Raw genomic sequence first — 17,521 nt, forward strand, 5'->3', positions numbered from 1 at the left:
TTATTCTGTAACGAACACTTCATTCGGTTACATCCTCCGCCAAAAACAGGCAAATTCTGTTGTAGAGCAAGGAGGATGCGCCATGTCAGAAACAGCCTTGTCTGCACGGACGGACATTCAAGACAAAGCGCTAGTGCGTTCCTTTTCCTACATAAATGGAAAGTGGTGTGCTGCAAGAACAGATGAGACATTTGCGGTTATTGATCCAGCAAACGGGGATTACCTAGGGGATGTTGCAGGCCTTTCATCAGATGAATCGTCTGCTGCGGTAACTGCAGCTTCAGATGCCTTTCCCAAATGGTCGGGATTACTACCGCAAGAACGAGCGTCTATTTTGCGACGCTGGTTTGAGCTTCAGCTTACGCACAAAGAAGATCTCGCACGGATCATGGTTCTGGAACAGGGCAAACCCTTGTCAGAAGCCCGTGGTGAAATAGAGTATGGTGCAGCGTTTGTTGAGTTCTATGCCGAGGAAGCCAAGCGTCCCAACATTGAAGGTGTCACCAGTCATCTAGCAGATGCAGAAGTGGAGCTTTGGCGAGAACCCGTTGGGGTTGCTGCCCTGATCACACCCTGGAACTTTCCAAGTGCGATGTTAACACGGAAAGCTGCCGCTGCCTTGGCTGCAGGTTGTACGATCGTTGCCCACCCATCAGCAGAAACGCCCTACAGCGCACTTGCCCTAGCGGAATTGGCTGAGCGAGCTGGAGTGCCCGAAGGTGTGTTTAATGTGGTGACTGGCTCAGCTCCAGAAATTGTCGAGCCCTGGACCAGCGATAGCCGCGTGCGGGCGCTGTCCTTTACGGGGTCTACCCCTGTCGGCAAACTGCTTTATAGCCAATCCGCCTCCACCATAAAACGCCTTATCCTGGAACTTGGCGGACATGCTCCGGTTATTGTTTTTAAAGGGGCAGATCTGAAGAACGCGGTTGCTGAGGCCATAAAATCCAAGTTCGCAACATCCGGTCAGGATTGTCTGGGGGCGAACCGAATATTTGTTGAGCGTCCGATCTACGAAGAGTTCTGCAGGAATTTTACCAAAGCCGCTCAATCTCTTTCCATAGGCCCTGGATTGGATGATCCGGACATTGGTCCGTTGATGAACGAAAAAGCTGTTCTGAAACAAGAAGAACATGTCGCCGATGCGGTTGCCAAAGGCGCAAAGATTGCCTGTGGAGGCACCCGACATTCATTGGGACCACTGTTTTTTAAACCGACGGTGCTCATTGATGTGCCCGCAGAGGCTCTCATTATGCGTGAAGAGACCTTTGGGCCAGTTGCTGCGATAGCTCCTTTTGACAGTGAAGAGGAAGTCATCGCCCGCGCCAATGACAGTGAATATGGGCTGGTTGCTTATCTGCACAGCGATGATCCGCGCAGGATTTATAGGGTTAGCCGTGCTCTTCAATTCGGAATGGTTGCAGTCAATCGCACAAAGGTAACTGGCGCACCCATTCCATTTGGAGGCACCAAACAATCTGGTCTGGGCCGGGAAGGCGCACGACTGGGCATGGAAGAGTTTACTGAAGTTAAATACGTTTGCCGCGACTGGGCATAAGGGAGGAAAGTTATGTTACGAAACGATCAGCTGGCACAATGGGATCGGGAGAATTTCTTCCACCCTTCAACTCATCTGGCTCAGCACGCCCGAGGTGAAACGTCTACTCGAGTGATCAAGACCGCCTCAGGTTCTTACATAGAGGACCGTGAAGGGCGCCGAATGCTGGATGCGTTCGCCGGATTGTACTGTGTTAATGTAGGATATGGCCGTCAGGAAATTGCTGAGGCAATCGCCGAACAGGCCAAAGAGTTGGCCTATTATCACTCCTATGTCGGACATGGCACAGAAGCCTCGATCACACTTTCCAAGATGATTTTGGATCGTGCGCCGAGTAATATGTCTAAGGTTTACTTCGGGTTGAGCGGCTCAGATGCCAATGAAACCAACATCAAACTGATCTGGTATTACAACAATATTTTAGGTCGGCCGGAGAAAAAGCGAATTATCTCCCGCTGGCGTGGCTACCACGGTTCGGGTCTGGTTACTGGTTCGCTGACAGGCCTTGAGCTGTTTCATAAGAAGTTTGATCTGCCCGTCGAACAGGTCATTCATACAGAGGCTCCCTATTATTTCCGCCGTGACAATTTGGAGCAAAGTGAAGAGCAATTTGTCGCCCATTGTGTTGCTGAGTTGGAGGCTCTGATTGAGCGAGAAGGGGCCGACACGATTGCAGCGTTTATTGGCGAGCCGGTACTGGGAACCGGCGGGATCGTCCCACCACCAGCTGGTTATTGGGCGGCCATTCAAGCCGTTTTGAAAAAACACGATATTCTGCTGATTGCTGATGAAGTGGTGACGGGTTTTGGGCGCCTCGGATCCATGTTTGGTTCTGATCATTATGGATTGGAAGCCGACATCATCACCATTGCCAAAGGCCTGACATCCGCCTACGCACCGCTCTCCGGTTCTATTGTCTCAGACAAGGTCTGGAAGGTTCTTGAACAGGGTACTGATGAAAATGGGCCAATAGGCCATGGCTGGACGTATTCAGCTCATCCCATTGGCGCCGCAGCCGGTGTCGCAAACCTCAAATTGCTTGACGATCTGAACCTTGTTGAGAAGGCCGGTACCACTGGTGCATATCTCAACAAATCCATGAAGGAAGCTTTGGGGGATCATGCGAATGTGGGAGATGTGCGCGGCGAAGGATTACTCTGCGCCGTAGAGTTTGTCAAAGACCGCGACGACCGTAGTTTCTTCGAGGCATCCGACAAAATCGGGGCTCAAATCTCCGCAGCCTTGCTATCTCAGGACGCAGTCATCGCACGCGCAATGCCCCAAGGCGACATCCTCGGCTTCGCCCCCCCATTCTGCTTAACACACGAAGAAGCAGACACAGTCGTTGCCGCAACAGTAAGAGCGGTGAAAGCTGTATTAGGTTGATACTGATTTAGTGTAGGCTGGTGTCTCAATCAGCTTGCTCTAGCAATGTGCCATTCATTCTTTTCTAAAACGAAAACAGGCCCCAAAGCTTTGCTTTGGGGCCTGTTTTTATAAGCTTTTAATGAGTAATCAGCTGCAGCCGCTGGTGGAGCCGCAGGTGTCGCATTTTAGGCAGGTGCCGTTGCGGACCATGGTGAAGTTGCCGCATTCTGCGCAGCTTTCACCTTCATACCCCTTCATGCGGGCCTGAGCGACCTGACTGGCGACAGATGGCTGTGCAGCTGCAGGTGTTGCAGTGCCAACACTCGCTGTTGCCGTCGCTTCACCACCGCGCTGGAAGGCTGTTGCAATCGCATCAGACTGAGCTGTAATCGCACCGGCCAGCTGAACAGCTGGATCACCACCTGGGACCAGACGGAACTTTTCGGTCTGACCGCGAACAAGGCCGTGAGAAACAATCGCAGGGCTGCTCTCTTCTTCCTGTCCTTCAGCGGAAGAACGGGAGGTAGACGTCGTGCTGTCCAATGCTTCCGGTGGCACGTGTGCCAGATCGTTACGACCGAGATAGGACACAGCCAGCTCACGGAAGATGTAGTCAAGAATGGATGTCGCATTCTTGATTGCGTCATTGCCCATCACCATGCCAGCAGGCTCAAATCGGGTGAACGTGAACGCGTCAACATATTCCTCAAGCGGAACGCCGTATTGCAGACCAAGAGAGATCGCAATCGCGAAGTTGTTCATCAATGAGCGGAAGGCAGCGCCTTCTTTGTGCATGTCGATGAAGATTTCGCCGATACGGCCATCCTGATATTCACCGGTTGTCAGGTACACTTTGTGGCCGCCAACGGAAGCTTTCTGAGTGTAACCTTTGCGGCGGTTAGGCAGCTTTTCACGGTTGCGAACAGTACGCTCGATGATTCGTTCAACAACACGCTCTGCAACAGCTTCAGCGCGAGCTGCCTGTGGCTGTGCAAGGATGTCATCAACTGTGTCTTCTGCATCATCGTCTTCATCTTCCAGCAGCTGAGCGTTCAGCGGCTGAGACAGCTTGGAGCCATCACGATAAAGAGCGTTTGCTTTCAGACCCAGCTTCCAGGAGAGCATGTAAGCTTCTTTACAGTCCTCAACACTGGCAGTGTTTGCCATGTTGATGGTCTTGGAAATCGCACCGGAGATAAAAGGCTGCGCAGCGGCCATCATCTTGATGTGACTGTCAACGGACAGGAAGCGCTCACCAATGCGGCCACAAGGGTTCGCACAGTCAAATACCGGGTAATGCTCTTCTTTCAGGTGCGGTGCACCTTCCAAAGTCATAGCACCACACACATGGGTGTTCGCAGCTTCAATCTCTGCCTTGCTGAAGCCCATGTGGCTCAGAAGGTCAAAGTCCATGTCTTCCAGCTGCTCTGCAGAAACGCCAAGCTTACTGGTCAGCAGCTCATCACCAAGGGTCCAGCGGTTGAAGACAAACTTGATGTCGAACGCAGACCCAAGTGCTCCGGCTAGTTTCTCAAGCGCAGCATCATCAAAGCCTTTGGCTGTCAGGCTGGCACTGTTGATCGCAGGGGACTGAGAGATAGAACCATGACCAACCGCATAAGCTTCGATTTCGGCAATTTCAGCTTCTGAGTATCCAAGCGTACGCAGCGCTTCAGGAACAGCACGGTTGATGATCTTGAAGTAACCGCCACCTGCGAGCTTCTTGAACTTCACCAGCGCAAAGTCAGGCTCAATACCGGTTGTGTCACAATCCATAACCAGACCAATGGTGCCGGTTGGTGCAATTACAGTGGTCTGGGCGTTGCGGTAACCGTGTGCCTCTCCAAGCTCCAGAGCTTTATCCCATGCAAGACGGGCACGCTCAACAAGCTCAGCCTGTGGGCAGTTGGAAGCATCCAGAGGAACGGGCAGGGTGCTGAGGTTCTCATAACCCTTGCTCTCGCTGTGGGCAGCACGGCGATGGTTGCGGATCACGCGCAGCATGTCCTTGGCGTTTTCCTCATAGCGAGGGAAAGTGCCAAGCTCACCAGCCATCTCAGCAGATGTAGCGTAACAAACACCGGTCATGATCGCGGTGATCGCACCACAAAGCGCACGGCCTTCGTCACTGTCATAAGCAATACCGGAGATCATCAGCAGGCCGCCAATGTTGGCATAGCCCAGACCAGTGGTGCGGTATTCGTAGGATAGTTTTGCAATCTGCTTGGATGGGAACTGCGCCATCATGACGGAGATCTCAAGCACGATCTGCCAGAGGCGCGTCGCATGCTCAAACTTGTCAAAGTCGAACTGCTGGTCTTCCTTGCGGAATTGCAGCAGGTTTAAAGAGGCCAGGTTACACGCGGTGTCATCCAGGAACATGTATTCTGAACATGGGTTGGATGCGCGGATCTCGCCGCCCTGCGGGCAGGTGTGCCATTCATTGATGGTGGTGTGGTATTGCAGGCCCGGATCAGCAGACGCCCAGGCCGCATAACCAATCTGTTCCCAAAGCTCAGCTGCTTTGATGGTCTTCTTGGTACCACCATCGATACGGCCAATCAGATCCCAGTCTCCATCTGCAGCAACAGCTTTCAGGAAGCCATCAGTCACACGAACGGAGTTATTGGAGTTCTGGCCGGAAACAGTCAGGTAAGCCTCAGAATCCCAGTCTGTGTTGTAGATTGGGAACTCAATGGTCTTGTAGCCCTGACGTGCGAACTGAACCACACGCTGAATGTAGTTATCAGGAACCATAGCCTTCTTGGCAGCGCGCATTTCGCGCTTGAGGGCAGGGTTCTTTTTAGGATCAAAGCAATCGTCGCCGCTGCCTTCGCAGTTGACGCAAGCTTTCATCACAGCCTGAAGATGCTTCTGACACACTTTGGAACCGGTTACGATGGCCGCAACCTTCTGTTCTTCATGCACCTTCCAGGTCACGAATTCTTCGATATCCGGATGGTCGATATCAACCACAACCATCTTAGCTGCACGGCGTGTTGTGCCGCCGGACTTGATTGCACCAGCTGCACGGTCACCAATCTTCAGGAAGCTCATGAGGCCAGAGGACTTACCACCGCCTGCCAGACGCTCACCGCTTGCACGCAGCGAGGAGAAGTTGGTGCCGGTGCCGGAGCCGTATTTGAACAGACGCGCTTCACGAACCCACAGGTCCATGATGCCGTTTTCATTCACCAGATCATCGTCAACAGACTGAATGAAGCAAGCATGCGGCTGCGGATGCTCATAAGCAGTCGCAGAGCGGGTCAGCTCGCCAGTTTCAAAGTCTACGTAATGATGACCCTGGCTTGGGCCATCAATGCCATACGCCCAATGCAGGCCGGTGTTGAACCACTGTGGGGAGTTCGGAGCAACCTTCTGGGTCGCGAGCATGTACCGCAGTTCGTCATAAAACGCTTGCGCATCAGCTTCGCTGTCGAAGTATCCGCCTTTCCAGCCCCAGTACGTCCATGTACCTGCCAGACGATCAAACACCTGTCGGCTGTCGATCTCGGAGCCAAAGCGCTTGTCTTTCGCCATCTTGGAAAGAGCTTTGTCGTCTGGAGCTTTGCGCCACAGCCAGGATGGAACGGTGTTTTCTTCTACCGCTTTCAGCTTGGCCGGAACGCCCGCTTTGCGGAAGTATTTCTGTGCCAGAATATCAGAGGCAACCTGAGAGAATTGCTTAGGAACCTGAATGTTCTCCAAGCGAAACACAACGGAACCGTCTGGGTTACGGATCTCGCTCGTTGCGTTGCAAAACTCAATATCTGCGTAGGGGGATTGTCCTTCCGCAGTATATCGCCGCTCAATTCTCATGTTTAGCCCCTTATCGCACCCGGTGACGGTCACCGCGGTGCATCTCGGTTTTAAGAGTGCCGATAGCTAAGGTTTTAACCAAAAGTCCGCCGCCGGTTTTGATTAATCCGCTAACTGGCATTTATCCTAGTAAACGCAGGTAAAGTGGCACGCAATTCGATGCTATCACAATATCTAGTGTGCTGATAATATATTAACACAATATTTAGGCTGCAATTGGCAAAAAAAAGCGACCGCTGGAAGTGAATGTTAATCCAACTCCTAGCACTCGAAGCTACTTAAATGTGGTGAACTCCCGGCCGAGGCCGCACTATCCTGAACACGTCTTGATTTCGACCTCAAATTAGATTGAATCGGAAAGCATCGTCAAGCGCGATCTGTCCACTGGTTGTGTGCATAAGAGGGATCGGAACACCAAATATTGTAATCTGTGTGGATTGTGGGGAGACCCAGACCTGTTCCAAACCGGGCACAGGCAGCAGAACCCCGCCATTTCCGCAAAGCCAAGCGAAAATGCAAATTCAAGCTCATTTTTTCTGGGGGATATTTTTAGGAAAAATTATTCAGTGGATCAGAAAATTTCACGGGTAAAAAAGTCTGTGTACCCCACGCAATTTTACGCAGTAGTTGTAGGGAGAGATCATATATAGTTTCTCAATTACCTTCGGTATCTGGTTAGGTTAAATTAGCGAGCAGATATGCATCACACCTCCTTCGGCAAGGACATTTCTCAGTTAGATGTGGTTCTTGTGGAACAGTCAAAACCCACCCAAGCAATCCTAAGGGGTATCTTAGGCACCCTGAAGCTTGGGCGCGTGCGTGTCTATGATAGTCCCAAAGATGCATTACCAATGCTCATCTCGGACCCACCAGATCTGGTGTTATCCGGTTGGGAGATGAAACCCGTCAGCGGTTTCCAGCTCTTAAAGCTTATGCGTTCAGGCCGAATCCCCGAGCTTATCAATGTTCCACTCGTCTTTATTACGGCCTATGGCACCCGTGCTTTGGTGACGCGCGCCTTGGAAGCAGGGGCCCATCATTTGCTGGTGACGCCGATTTCATCCTCTGTTTTGAAGAAATCGCTAGAATCAATCAGCAAGGATCGCCGTCAGTTCGTTCGCAACAACGACGGTGGTTTCATTATTGATGGAACGGCAAAGCGGCTGGAACAGAATCAGGCCAAGTTCGCGGCGCTCAACAAAGCGCGCGAATACCAGAAGGACGAGAACGCACCATCACCCGAATCTGAAATGGTGCCAAGGCCGCGCAGATCGTCGAAAAGAGATGAGAACGAACCTCTCTCACTCAAAGATCTGGAGGTTGGCAATGTTTCACCAGCAGACAAGTTCAGTCAAAACCCGTACTTGTCGCGCCGTGCCAAGAAATAACGCATAAAATAGGCGTCAGAATTGTGAAAATAATAACTGACCCTAGGATATTTAAAGCGACTTCCGGTGAATAGTTGAAACTACGGTACTCTAAGACTGGACAGGCACCCAAACACTCGTCATATTCTGGGAAAATTTACAAAGCCACCGATCTGGAAAGGCCAGACACATGAAACACCTTCTGCTTACGTTCTTCACATGGTGGAACAGTGACACGTGGGGCACTCGCTTCTTCACATGGAGAAAGGGTGAGTTCGTCGGGACCGATGACTTTGGTAACAAGTATTATAAAGAGCGCGACGGCAAGCGTCGTTGGGTGATTTATAAAAACCTTGCTGAAGCCTCCCAGATCCCTGCCGGTTGGCACGGTTGGATGCATTACCGCACAGACACTCCGCCAACAGAGAGTGGTTATGTCGCCCGTGAGTGGGAAATCGCTCACTCTCCAAACCTGACAGGCACACCAAATGCATATCGTCCAAAAGGGTCCATCCTGACACCGGAAAAACGTCCGGAAGTGACTGGAGACTACCACGCCTGGACACCTGGCGAATAAGCCAGACACGAGTTACGAAAAAAGCCCGGTCAATCGACCGGGCTTTTTTAATGCAAAAATCATCGCTGATTAACCAGCATCTTCTCCGATCAGGCCAAGACGGCGATCGAGATAGTTAGCACAATTACCAATCAGACCATCTACATGGTTTTCAAAGAAGTGGTTTGCACCTGGCATTTCCTGATGGTCGATAATGATACCCTTTTGGGTTTTCAGCTTATCAACCAGAGCCTGAACATCCTTCTGTGGAACTACTTTGTCCTGCTCACCATGAATGATCAGGCCAGAAGACGGGCAGGGTGCCAGGAAGGAGAAGTCATGCAAGTTGGCTGGTGGGGCGATAGAGATAAAGCCCTCAACTTCAGGACGACGCATCAAGAGCTGCATGCCAATCCATGCACCAAATGAGAAGCCCGCAATCCAGCAAGCACGTGCATCCGGATGGATGGTTTGTACCCAGTCCAACGCCGCAGCAGCATCTGAAAGCTCACCTTGACCATGGTCGAACTGACCCTGGGAACGACCCACGCCGCGGAAGTTGAAACGCAAAACTGCGAAGCCGCGTTTCGCAAACATGTAATAGGTCTGATAGATAATCTGGTTGTTCATCGTGCCGCCAAACTGCGGGTGCAAATGAAGAACCAGTGCTATCGGAGCATTACGTTTTTTTGCTGGATGGAAACGGCCTTCTAGCCGCCCTGCAGGGCCATTGAAGATCACCTCAGGCATATACTGCAAAATCCTCTTGTTTTAGTCGGCAGCAACTGTCTGCCGGCTTTTTGGTATACCGGATCATTGTCGATTAAACTTGACTGCGAGACGCAAGTTTATTAGAACCAGTTTAGAATTATTCTACGATGAACCTCAAGGGCTACACTGAAAATCGGCCTCTATTGGAGAAAGGTATATCCAACTCGGCGCATGCACGTTATAGACCTCAACGAACTCAAAGGGAACTCTTTACCCCTTATCGTAAGCACCGTGGAAAATATCAAGGTTTCCATTTCCATAGAGACCCAATTAGGGCACTAAAGAACCCCATTTTCTGTGTTAAACTATGACAATAAACCGCGAACTGACATATTTAGACTATAACGCCAGCGCTCCACTGAGGGAAGAATCTCTTTTAGCTCTTCAGGAAGCCTATAAAGCAGCTGGCAATGCGTCCTCTATTCACAGCAGCGGTCGGCGCGCTCGATCCATCATCGAAGATGCAAGGCACAAAATTGCAGATCTGGTAGATGGCAACCCGGCGAATATCATTTTTACGAGTGGAGCGTCAGAGGCAAACGTCACAGCATTATCGCCCACTTGGCTAAAAAATGGCGAGCCCTATATTCTGACCCAGGTTTTTGTGAGCGCAATCGAACACCCATCCATTATAGCTGGTGGTCGGTTTGCAGCCCAAAATGTTCAAAGCATTCCCGTTGATGAAGACGGGCGCGTGGTAGTGAGTGAACTGCGCAGATTGCTTGAGAAGCTGGGAGAAGATGAAACCGCGTTGGTATCTGTTATGGCTGCCAATAGTGAGACCGGTGTTTTGCAGCCCCTGCAGGAAATCGGTGTTCTCACAGAAGATTTAGGTCATCTCTACCATGTGGATGCAGTCCAGATGGCAGGGAAAGAGCCACTTTCAATGGCCATGATTGGCTGCAACTCCATGTCGATCTCCTCCCATAAAATCGGAGGTCCGCAAGGGGTTGGTGCTCTTATCCTCGGGAAAGGCGATTTTCGCCCCATTCCGCTGCTGACAGGTGGCGGACAAGAATCGTGGAGAAGAGCGGGAACAGAGAATACGGCAGGCATTGCAGGATTTGCGGTTGCGGCAGCGCAATCAACTAATCCTGATGAACATGCTAGGATTTCGCGCCTGCGAGACCATATGGAAGAGAGACTGAATGAACTCTCTTCAGATGCGATTATCTTCGGTAAAGATGTCGCGCGTCTTGGCAACACGACGTGTTTCGCAGTTGAAGGGATTTCAGCTGAAACCGCACTGATCAACTTTGACTTGTTTGGTGTCGCTGTTTCATCTGGGTCTGCTTGTTCATCCGGCAAAGTAGGTGCATCCCATGTGCTTCTTGCAATGGGAGTATCGGAATCATTGGCGCGTGGCGCAATCCGGGTCAGTCTCGGTTGGGCGACAACCCATGAAGATGTTGAGCGTTTTTTAGGCGCTTGGACGAAAATTTATAAACGAATGAAGCCCACATAGAAGGGGTGAACGCCGTATATAAAAATAAACGAGGACAAACCCTCGTATAAATAAGGATGCACTGTGTTGCGACAGAGCATCTGTTAAGTAAGGGCAAACGGGTCCAATAATCGTACCCAATGCGGCTTTGAACCGCGTATGGAGACAAAGCATGGCGGCAGTCCAGGAAACAATTGATCAGGTCAAAGCAATTGATGTTGATCAGTATAAATATGGCTTCGTAACCGATATCGAAAGTGAGCTTGCTCCCAAAGGGCTCAATGAAGATATCGTTGCATACATTTCGGCTAAAAAAGACGAACCGGAATGGATGCTCAATTGGCGCTTGGAAGCGTTCCGTCGTTGGAAGACGATGGAAGAGCCAACATGGGCGCGAGTTGATTACCCGAAGATCGACTTCGAAGACCTTCATTATTATGCAGCACCTAAAAAACGTGAGGGACCCAAGTCTCTTGACGAGGTGGATCCAGAGATTCTGGAAACCTACAAGAAGCTGGGCATTCCATTGTCCGAGCAGGAAATCTTGGCAGGTGTTGCACCAGAAAACCGCGTCGCAGTTGATGCTGTTTTCGATAGTGTTTCAGTAGCAACAACCTTTAAGGAAGAACTGGCCAAGGCAGGCGTTATTTTCTGCCCGATCTCCGAAGCAATTCGTGAGCATCCAGAGCTGGTTCAAAAGTACCTTGGGTCTGTTGTTCCGGTCTCCGACAACTTCTACGCAACATTGAACTCAGCTGTGTTCTCTGATGGGTCGTTTGTGTACATTCCACCAGGCGTACGTTGCCCAATGGAACTGTCCACCTACTTCCGCATCAACGAGCCGAACACAGGCCAGTTTGAGCGTACGCTGATCATCGCAGATAAAGGCTCTTATGTGTCTTATCTGGAAGGGTGTACTGCCCCTCAGCGCGATGAAAACCAGCTGCACGCTGCTGTGGTTGAGCTTGTTGCTCTGGAAGATGCACAGATCAAGTATTCTACCGTTCAGAACTGGTACCCAGGCGACTCTGAAGGCAAAGGCGGTATCTACAACTTCGTGACCAAGCGTGGCGACTGCCGCGAAAAGAACTCCAAAATCTCTTGGACACAGGTTGAAACCGGTTCTGCCATCACTTGGAAATACCCAAGCTGCATTCTGCGCGGAGATAACTCACAAGGTGAGTTTTACTCCATTGCGATCTCTAATGGTCACCAGCAGATCGACAGCGGCACCAAGATGATCCATCTGGGCAAAAATACTGCCAGCCGGATTATCTCCAAGGGTATCTCCGCAGGTGTCTCTCAAAACACCTATCGCGGGCAGGTTTCCGCGCATCGCAAGGCATCTAACGCACGTAACTTCACCCAGTGTGACTCGCTTCTCATTGGCGATAAGTGCGGTGCCCACACCGTCCCTTACATCGAAAGCAAGAACTCCTCAGCGGTGTTCGAGCACGAGGCGACAACCTCCAAGATCTCCGACGACCAGATGTTCTACTGTCAGGCCCGTGGCCTTGATGAGGAAGAAGCTGTCGCATTGATCGTGAATGGTTTTGTCCGGGACGTAATCCAGCAACTGCCGATGGAATTCGCAGTTGAGGCACAAAAACTGATTTCGATCAGCCTTGAAGGAAGTGTGGGCTAAAACGCGGATCACCGCGTTTGCCTCGTACCTGTTGAAGAATTGAAAAGACGAGAACGATAGATGCTTGAGATCAAAAACCTGCACGCCGAAGTTGATGGCAACAAAATCCTTCGCGGCATCGACCTGACCGTTCGCCCGGGCGAAGTCCACGCGATCATGGGACCAAACGGGTCTGGTAAGTCCACCCTGTCATACGTATTGGCAGGCAAAGACGATTACGAGATCACCGAGGGCTCCATCTCCTACAATGGCGTTGACTGGGCTGAGCTTGGCGCCGATGAGCGCGCAACTGCCGGCATGTTCCTTGCGTTCCAGTACCCGATCGAAATCCCGGGTGTTGCAACCATGACCTTCCTGAAGACAGCGTTGAATGCACAGCGCAAAGCACGCGGTGAAGATGAAATCTCCACCCCTGACTTCATGAAGCTCGTACGTGAGAAGTCCAAAGAGTTGAAAGTGACGCCAGACATGCTCAAGCGTCCACTCAACGTTGGTTTCTCCGGCGGTGAAAAGAAGCGCGCTGAGATCCTGCAGATGTCTCTGTTGGAACCAACTCTGTGCGTTTTGGATGAAACAGATTCAGGTCTGGACATCGATGCACTGCGCGTTGTTTCTGAAGGCGTCAACCAGCTTCGCTCCCCTGAGCGCTCCATGATCGTGATCACGCACTACCAGCGTCTGCTGGACCACATTGTACCGGACGTCGTGCACGTTCTGTCCAAAGGTAAGATCGTGAAAACCGGTGGCAAAGAGCTTGCTCTTGAACTGGAGAAAAACGGTTACGCTGATTACGTCGGCGAAGAAGCTGCTTGAGCTGGAGGGTAACCGATGAATGCTCCGGCAAAGATTCAAGAGACTAAAGCAGAGCAGAGCCTGAACGCTCAGTTCGACGCAATTTTCGCGCAAACAACGCAGGAAAACGCAAATCAACGCAAACAGGCGTGGGATGCTTTCAAAGCGAAAGGTATTCCACATCGCCGCGTTGAAGAGTGGCACTACACAGACCTGCGCACCAAGATGAACGATGCATTTGCATTGGCTTCAAAAACCGCTCCCAAAGCTGAGGCTTTGAAGGGTGCTGGTGACCTGAAGACCCATCGCATTGCTATCGTCAACGGCCGCTACGCGCCAGAACTGTCGTCAGATCAGGATGTTGCAGGCTTGAGCATCGCTCAGACCAACGGCTTCCTGGCAGCACAGCTCGGCACCGATGATGCTATGGCGCACCTCAATCAGGCTCTTGTTCAGGGCGGCATCAGCATTAAGATCGATGCAACTGCAAAGATTGAGCTGCCGATTGAAATCGTTCGTTACACCGACGGTTCCCAGGTCAGCTCCTATGCAGGCACCACGGTTGAGATCGGTTCGGGCGCAAAAGCGCTCATTATCGAGAGCTATGAAGGCGATGCCGACGCTGCTTACCAGTCCAACGCCCTCACAGAGGTCAAGGTTGGCGATAAAGCAGATGTGCACTGGCTGAAGCTTCAGGTGGAAAGCGCAAAAGCGCAGCATATCGAAACGCTTAGCATTGAGCTGGGTGCGGAAACTAATTTCCAGCACTTCATCTACAATGAAGGCGCATCGCTGTCTCGTGCCCAACTCTTCCTTGAGTTCAAGGGCGAGGGCACCCATGCTGGCCTGCGCGGAACATCTCTGCTCAAAGACAACCAACATGCTGATATCACACTGTTTGTGAAGCATGCCGTTCCAGGATGTGAAAGCCGCGAATACTACCGCTCTGTCGTCGACGACAAAGCCCGCGCAGTGTTCCAGGGCAAGATCATTGTGGAACAAGCTGCTCAGAAGACTGATGGTCAGATGATGATCAAAACGCTTCTGCTGAGCGATACCGCTGAAATCAATGCCAAACCTGAGTTGGAAATCTTTGCGGACGACGTTCAGTGCGCCCATGGTTCCACTACCGGCGACATTGATGAAGACCTGCTATTCTACCTCATGGCACGCGGTATTCCAGAAGCTCAGGCACGCAAAATCCTCGTTCTCGCATTCCTTTCTGAAGCTATTGAGGAATTTGAAGAGGAACAGTGTATAGAATTGCTGGAAGCAATGACACGCAGTTGGCTTCATGCCGATGATATGGTGAGCGAATGACCAAGGTCGACAACACGGCTTTCACAGCTCCATACGATGTTGAGAAGGTTCGGAAAGATTTTCCGATCCTTTCAACTCAGGTCTATGGCAAGCCGTTGGTCTACCTGGATAATGGTGCGTCAGCCCAAAAGCCGACAGCGGTGATTGATGCTATCACCAAAGCCTACACCCAGGAATATGCCAATGTGCACCGTGGCTTACACTATCTGTCGAACACAGCCACCGAAAACTTTGAAGCGGCACGCGAAACCGTGCGCCGCTTCCTGAATGCTCCAAGCGTTGACGAAATTGTTTTCACAAAATCAACGACTGAAGCAATCAACCTTGTGTCCTACGGCTTGGAAGATGACATCCAGGAAGGCGATGAAATCATCATCTCCATCATGGAGCACCATTCCAACATCGTGCCTTGGAACTTCCTTCGGGAGCGCAAAGGCGCTGTCATCAAATGGGCACCCATTGCAGAAGATGGTACGTTTCTGCTGGATGAGTTTGAAAAACTCCTGACAGATCGCACCAAAATCGTCGCAATGACCCATATGTCCAACGTCACCGGAACTGTGGTTCCAGTGAAAGAAGTCACGCGCCTTGCACACGAACGTGGTGCAAAAGTGCTGATCGACGGCTCGCAAAGTGCAGTGCACATGCCTGTCGACGTTCAGGATATTGGCTGTGACTTCTATGCGATCACCGGGCATAAGCTCTACGGTCCAAGTGGCATCGGCGTGCTCTACGGCAAGAAAGAGATTCTCAACAAGATGCGCCCATTTCAGGGTGGTGGTGAGATGATCAAGGACGTGACCGAGTGTCTCGTCACCTATGCTGAAGCTCCGCATCGTTTCGAGGCCGGCACCCCGCCAATCGTTCAGGCTATTGGATTAGGGGCCGCCCTTGACTATATGGAGAGTCTGGGGCGCGAAAACATCGCATTGCATGAAGCGTCCCTACGTGATTATGCAGAGCAGCGCTTAAAGGAAGTCAATTCCCTGAAGATCTTTGGCAACGCCAAGGATAAGGGATCGATCTTCTCCTTTGAGATTGAGGGGGTTCACGCCCACGATATCTCGATGGTGATTGACAGAGCGGGCGTTGCAGTTCGGGCCGGTACGCATTGCGCGCAACCTTTGCTGGCGCGCTACGGCGTGACCAGTACATGCCGTGCAAGTTTTGGCCTGTACAACACCCATGATGAAGTCGACCGCCTGGTAGAAGCCTTGCGTAAAGCGCAGATGATGTTTGGTTAGGACCTATGACAGACAACACACAAACAAGCGAGTTCTCTGACGGACCTTTGACAACTCCGGAAATCAACCAGAGCTCCGCAATCCCTGCGGAAGAGCTGGAGCGTTTGACCGGCGATATCATTGCTGCGATGAAAACCGTATTCGACCCAGAAATTCCGGTCGATATCTACGAGCTTGGCTTGATCTACAAGGTTGATATCGAAGACGACCGCGCGGTCAAAATCGACATGACTTTGACCGCTCCAGGCTGCCCGGTTGCTGGCGAAATGCCAATTTGGGTAGAAAACGCAGTAAGCTCTGTACCAGGCGTTGGCACCGTGCAAGTGGATATGACCTTTGATCCTCCATGGGATCCTAGCCGCATGTCTGACGAAGCTCGCGTTGCGTTGAACTTCTTCTAAGGTTCGAATAGCGCTTACAATGTATGGCACCTCGACAGTGTTGAGGTGCCCATGGAGGGTGCAAAATGGCCTCAGGATTTCAGGTACTATCGCTGACGGACGAAGCAGCTGATTACATTCGTACTTTGCTTGAAGCAAGTGATGCCGATCCACTCGGTTTGCGTGTCGCCATAAAAACAGGTGGCTGTGCGGGCATGGAGTACGAACTGGATTTGGTAACAGAAGCAAAGTCCGGCGATGATGTTGTTGAAGATAAAGGCGTAAAAGTCTTTGTTGATCCAGCAGCTACGCTTTATCTGCTTGGAACGGAAATGGGTTTTGAAACGACGAAATTCCGCTCTGGTTTTACGTTCAAAAATCCAAATGAAGTCTCTGCATGCGGTTGCGGTGAATCCGTAGAGCTGCTGCCAGCTGATCTTTCAAAGTTCGCTCAGAAAAACTAGTAGCGCTCAAGTCTGAGCAGCTACGGCAATAGGTGGGATGCCGTGTCTCTTTTTAATTCATTGAAAAACGATAATCTCGAGACGTGGCATTCCTACACCAAACATGAATTTGTCCAGGGCCTTGGCGATGGAACTCTGCCAATTGCAGCGTTTAAGAAGTACCTCGTCCAAGACTATCTCTTCCTGATTGAGTTCGCCCGCGCCTATGCGCTTGGCATGTACAAGTCCACTGACCTTGCTCAGATGCGAAAATGTCTTTCCTCCGCAAAGGGCATCCTTGAAGTAGAGATGAGCCTTCATATCCGCCTTTGCGAAAGTTGGGGCCTGTCTGAAAACGAGATTGTCGCAACTCCGGAAGAGCCAGCAAATCTTGCATACACTCGGTATGTTCTCGACACCGCAATGAAGGGCGATATGCTCGACCTGAAAGTTGCACTCGCACCTTGCGCTATTGGTTATGGTGAAATTGGTGCCGAGCTGGCAAAGCAAGATGGGGCACTCGATCCAAGCAATCCATATGCAGAATGGATCAAAGAATACTCCAGTGATGAGTATCAGGAACTCGCCGCTGATGCGGTGAAGGAAATCGATGATCTCGGCGCGCTCTATGCGACTGACGCACGCTACGCCAAATTGTCTAGAATATTTAGAGAGGCCACTAGACTTGAGGCCAATTTCTGGCAGATGGGTCTCGAGCTATAATCATTCAAAAGAACACATCACATTTCTGTGAGTGGATGAAACAGGCAATAATCTTGTCGATCTTCGACTGAATATTGCAAGCTTTCAATAT

Annotated in this window: 14 protein-coding genes; 12 read left to right on the forward strand and 2 right to left on the reverse strand. The window is 51.1% G+C overall.

The window, feature by feature from the left end; translation table 11 throughout:
- Window positions 1-82: 82 nt before the first annotated feature.
- Together PsW64_RS21795 and PsW64_RS21800 are read left to right on the forward strand one after the other, a co-directional pair.
- Window positions 83-1,558 carry an NAD-dependent succinate-semialdehyde dehydrogenase gene (locus PsW64_RS21795; RefSeq protein ID WP_063304925.1) on the forward strand — a complete coding sequence of 492 codons (1,476 nt, stop codon included), beginning with the start codon at window positions 83-85 and terminating at the stop codon, window positions 1,556-1,558.
- Between the two features lie 12 nt (window positions 1,559-1,570).
- A complete protein-coding gene (locus PsW64_RS21800) occupies window positions 1,571-2,944 on the forward strand; it encodes an aspartate aminotransferase family protein (RefSeq protein ID WP_063304926.1) in 1,374 nt (457 codons plus the stop codon).
- A gap of 129 nt (window positions 2,945-3,073) precedes the next feature.
- On the opposite strand, the gene PsW64_RS21805 is transcribed toward PsW64_RS21800, so the two are convergent.
- On the reverse strand, window positions 3,074-6,745 hold the full coding sequence (locus tag PsW64_RS21805; RefSeq protein WP_063304927.1) for a vitamin B12-dependent ribonucleotide reductase: 3,672 nt from the start codon (window positions 6,743-6,745) through the stop codon (window positions 3,074-3,076).
- Window positions 6,746-7,443: 698 nt separating this feature from the next.
- Between PsW64_RS21805 and PsW64_RS21810 the strand changes: the two genes are divergently transcribed.
- The gene (locus PsW64_RS21810) at window positions 7,444-8,133 is read left to right on the forward strand and encodes a response regulator (protein WP_063304928.1); all 690 of its coding nucleotides are present in this window, start codon (window positions 7,444-7,446) and stop codon (window positions 8,131-8,133) included.
- 169 nt (window positions 8,134-8,302) lie between these two features.
- Window positions 8,303-8,689 (forward strand): NADH:ubiquinone oxidoreductase subunit NDUFA12, encoded by a 387-nt coding sequence (locus PsW64_RS21815; RefSeq protein ID WP_063288635.1) that lies wholly within the window; start codon window positions 8,303-8,305, stop codon window positions 8,687-8,689.
- 69 nt (window positions 8,690-8,758) lie between these two features.
- On the opposite strand, the gene PsW64_RS21820 is transcribed toward PsW64_RS21815, so the two are convergent.
- Window positions 8,759-9,418, reverse strand: a complete 660-nt coding sequence (locus PsW64_RS21820; protein ID WP_063288636.1) for an alpha/beta hydrolase — start codon at window positions 9,416-9,418, stop codon at window positions 8,759-8,761.
- A gap of 328 nt (window positions 9,419-9,746) precedes the next feature.
- On the opposite strand from PsW64_RS21820, the gene PsW64_RS21825 reads away from it, so the two are divergent.
- The 8 genes from PsW64_RS21825 (at window position 9,747) to tenA (ending at window position 17,430) form a co-directional block, all read left to right on the forward strand.
- Window positions 9,747-10,904: a cysteine desulfurase family protein gene (locus tag PsW64_RS21825; RefSeq protein WP_063304929.1), complete on the forward strand. Its 1,158-nt coding sequence runs from the start codon at window positions 9,747-9,749 to the stop codon at window positions 10,902-10,904.
- A gap of 151 nt (window positions 10,905-11,055) precedes the next feature.
- Window positions 11,056-12,528 (forward strand): Fe-S cluster assembly protein SufB, encoded by a 1,473-nt coding sequence (gene sufB, locus PsW64_RS21830; RefSeq protein ID WP_057465165.1) that lies wholly within the window; start codon window positions 11,056-11,058, stop codon window positions 12,526-12,528.
- A gap of 60 nt (window positions 12,529-12,588) precedes the next feature.
- Window positions 12,589-13,341, forward strand: a complete 753-nt coding sequence (gene sufC / locus PsW64_RS21835; protein ID WP_063304930.1) for a Fe-S cluster assembly ATPase SufC — start codon at window positions 12,589-12,591, stop codon at window positions 13,339-13,341.
- A gap of 15 nt (window positions 13,342-13,356) precedes the next feature.
- A complete protein-coding gene (gene sufD / locus PsW64_RS21840; RefSeq protein ID WP_063304931.1) occupies window positions 13,357-14,640 on the forward strand; it encodes a Fe-S cluster assembly protein SufD in 1,284 nt (427 codons plus the stop codon).
- Entirely contained in the window at window positions 14,637-15,884 is a 1,248-nt protein-coding gene (locus PsW64_RS21845; protein WP_063288639.1) for a cysteine desulfurase, read from the forward strand. The genes sufD and PsW64_RS21845 overlap by 4 nt, the downstream gene beginning before the upstream one ends.
- A gap of 5 nt (window positions 15,885-15,889) precedes the next feature.
- Window positions 15,890-16,285: an SUF system Fe-S cluster assembly protein gene (locus tag PsW64_RS21850; protein WP_063288640.1), complete on the forward strand. Its 396-nt coding sequence runs from the start codon at window positions 15,890-15,892 to the stop codon at window positions 16,283-16,285.
- A gap of 65 nt (window positions 16,286-16,350) precedes the next feature.
- Complete coding sequence (locus tag PsW64_RS21855; protein ID WP_057465160.1) at window positions 16,351-16,728, forward strand: HesB/IscA family protein; 378 nt, start codon at window positions 16,351-16,353, stop codon at window positions 16,726-16,728.
- A 42-nt stretch (window positions 16,729-16,770) separates the two neighbouring features.
- Complete coding sequence (gene tenA, locus PsW64_RS21860; RefSeq protein WP_063304932.1) at window positions 16,771-17,430, forward strand: thiaminase II; 660 nt, start codon at window positions 16,771-16,773, stop codon at window positions 17,428-17,430.
- Window positions 17,431-17,521: the final 91 nt, after the last annotated feature.

This window comes from Pseudovibrio sp. W64, from assembly GCF_001623145.1.
In the GTDB taxonomy this organism is placed as follows: Bacteria; Pseudomonadota; Alphaproteobacteria; order Rhizobiales; family Stappiaceae; genus Pseudovibrio.

What these genes read in the sequence shown, in the direction of transcription:
- PsW64_RS21845 (WP_063288639.1), top strand. Translation starts at nt 14,637, where the DNA reads ATGACCAAGGTCGACAACACGGCTTTCACAGCTCCATACGATGTTGAG.
- PsW64_RS21820 (WP_063288636.1), bottom strand. Translation starts at nt 9,418, where the DNA reads ATGCCTGAGGTGATCTTCAATGGCCCTGCAGGGCGGCTAGAAGGCCGT.
- sufB (WP_057465165.1), top strand. Translation starts at nt 11,056, where the DNA reads ATGGCGGCAGTCCAGGAAACAATTGATCAGGTCAAAGCAATTGATGTT.
- PsW64_RS21795 (WP_063304925.1), top strand. Translation starts at nt 83, where the DNA reads ATGTCAGAAACAGCCTTGTCTGCACGGACGGACATTCAAGACAAAGCG.
- PsW64_RS21850 (WP_063288640.1), top strand. Translation starts at nt 15,890, where the DNA reads ATGACAGACAACACACAAACAAGCGAGTTCTCTGACGGACCTTTGACA.
- PsW64_RS21800 (WP_063304926.1), top strand. Translation starts at nt 1,571, where the DNA reads ATGTTACGAAACGATCAGCTGGCACAATGGGATCGGGAGAATTTCTTC.
- sufD (WP_063304931.1), top strand. Translation starts at nt 13,357, where the DNA reads ATGAATGCTCCGGCAAAGATTCAAGAGACTAAAGCAGAGCAGAGCCTG.
- PsW64_RS21815 (WP_063288635.1), top strand. Translation starts at nt 8,303, where the DNA reads ATGAAACACCTTCTGCTTACGTTCTTCACATGGTGGAACAGTGACACG.
- PsW64_RS21825 (WP_063304929.1), top strand. Translation starts at nt 9,747, where the DNA reads ATGACAATAAACCGCGAACTGACATATTTAGACTATAACGCCAGCGCT.
- PsW64_RS21805 (WP_063304927.1), bottom strand. Translation starts at nt 6,745, where the DNA reads ATGAGAATTGAGCGGCGATATACTGCGGAAGGACAATCCCCCTACGCA.
- PsW64_RS21810 (WP_063304928.1), top strand. Translation starts at nt 7,444, where the DNA reads ATGCATCACACCTCCTTCGGCAAGGACATTTCTCAGTTAGATGTGGTT.
- PsW64_RS21855 (WP_057465160.1), top strand. Translation starts at nt 16,351, where the DNA reads ATGGCCTCAGGATTTCAGGTACTATCGCTGACGGACGAAGCAGCTGAT.
- sufC (WP_063304930.1), top strand. Translation starts at nt 12,589, where the DNA reads ATGCTTGAGATCAAAAACCTGCACGCCGAAGTTGATGGCAACAAAATC.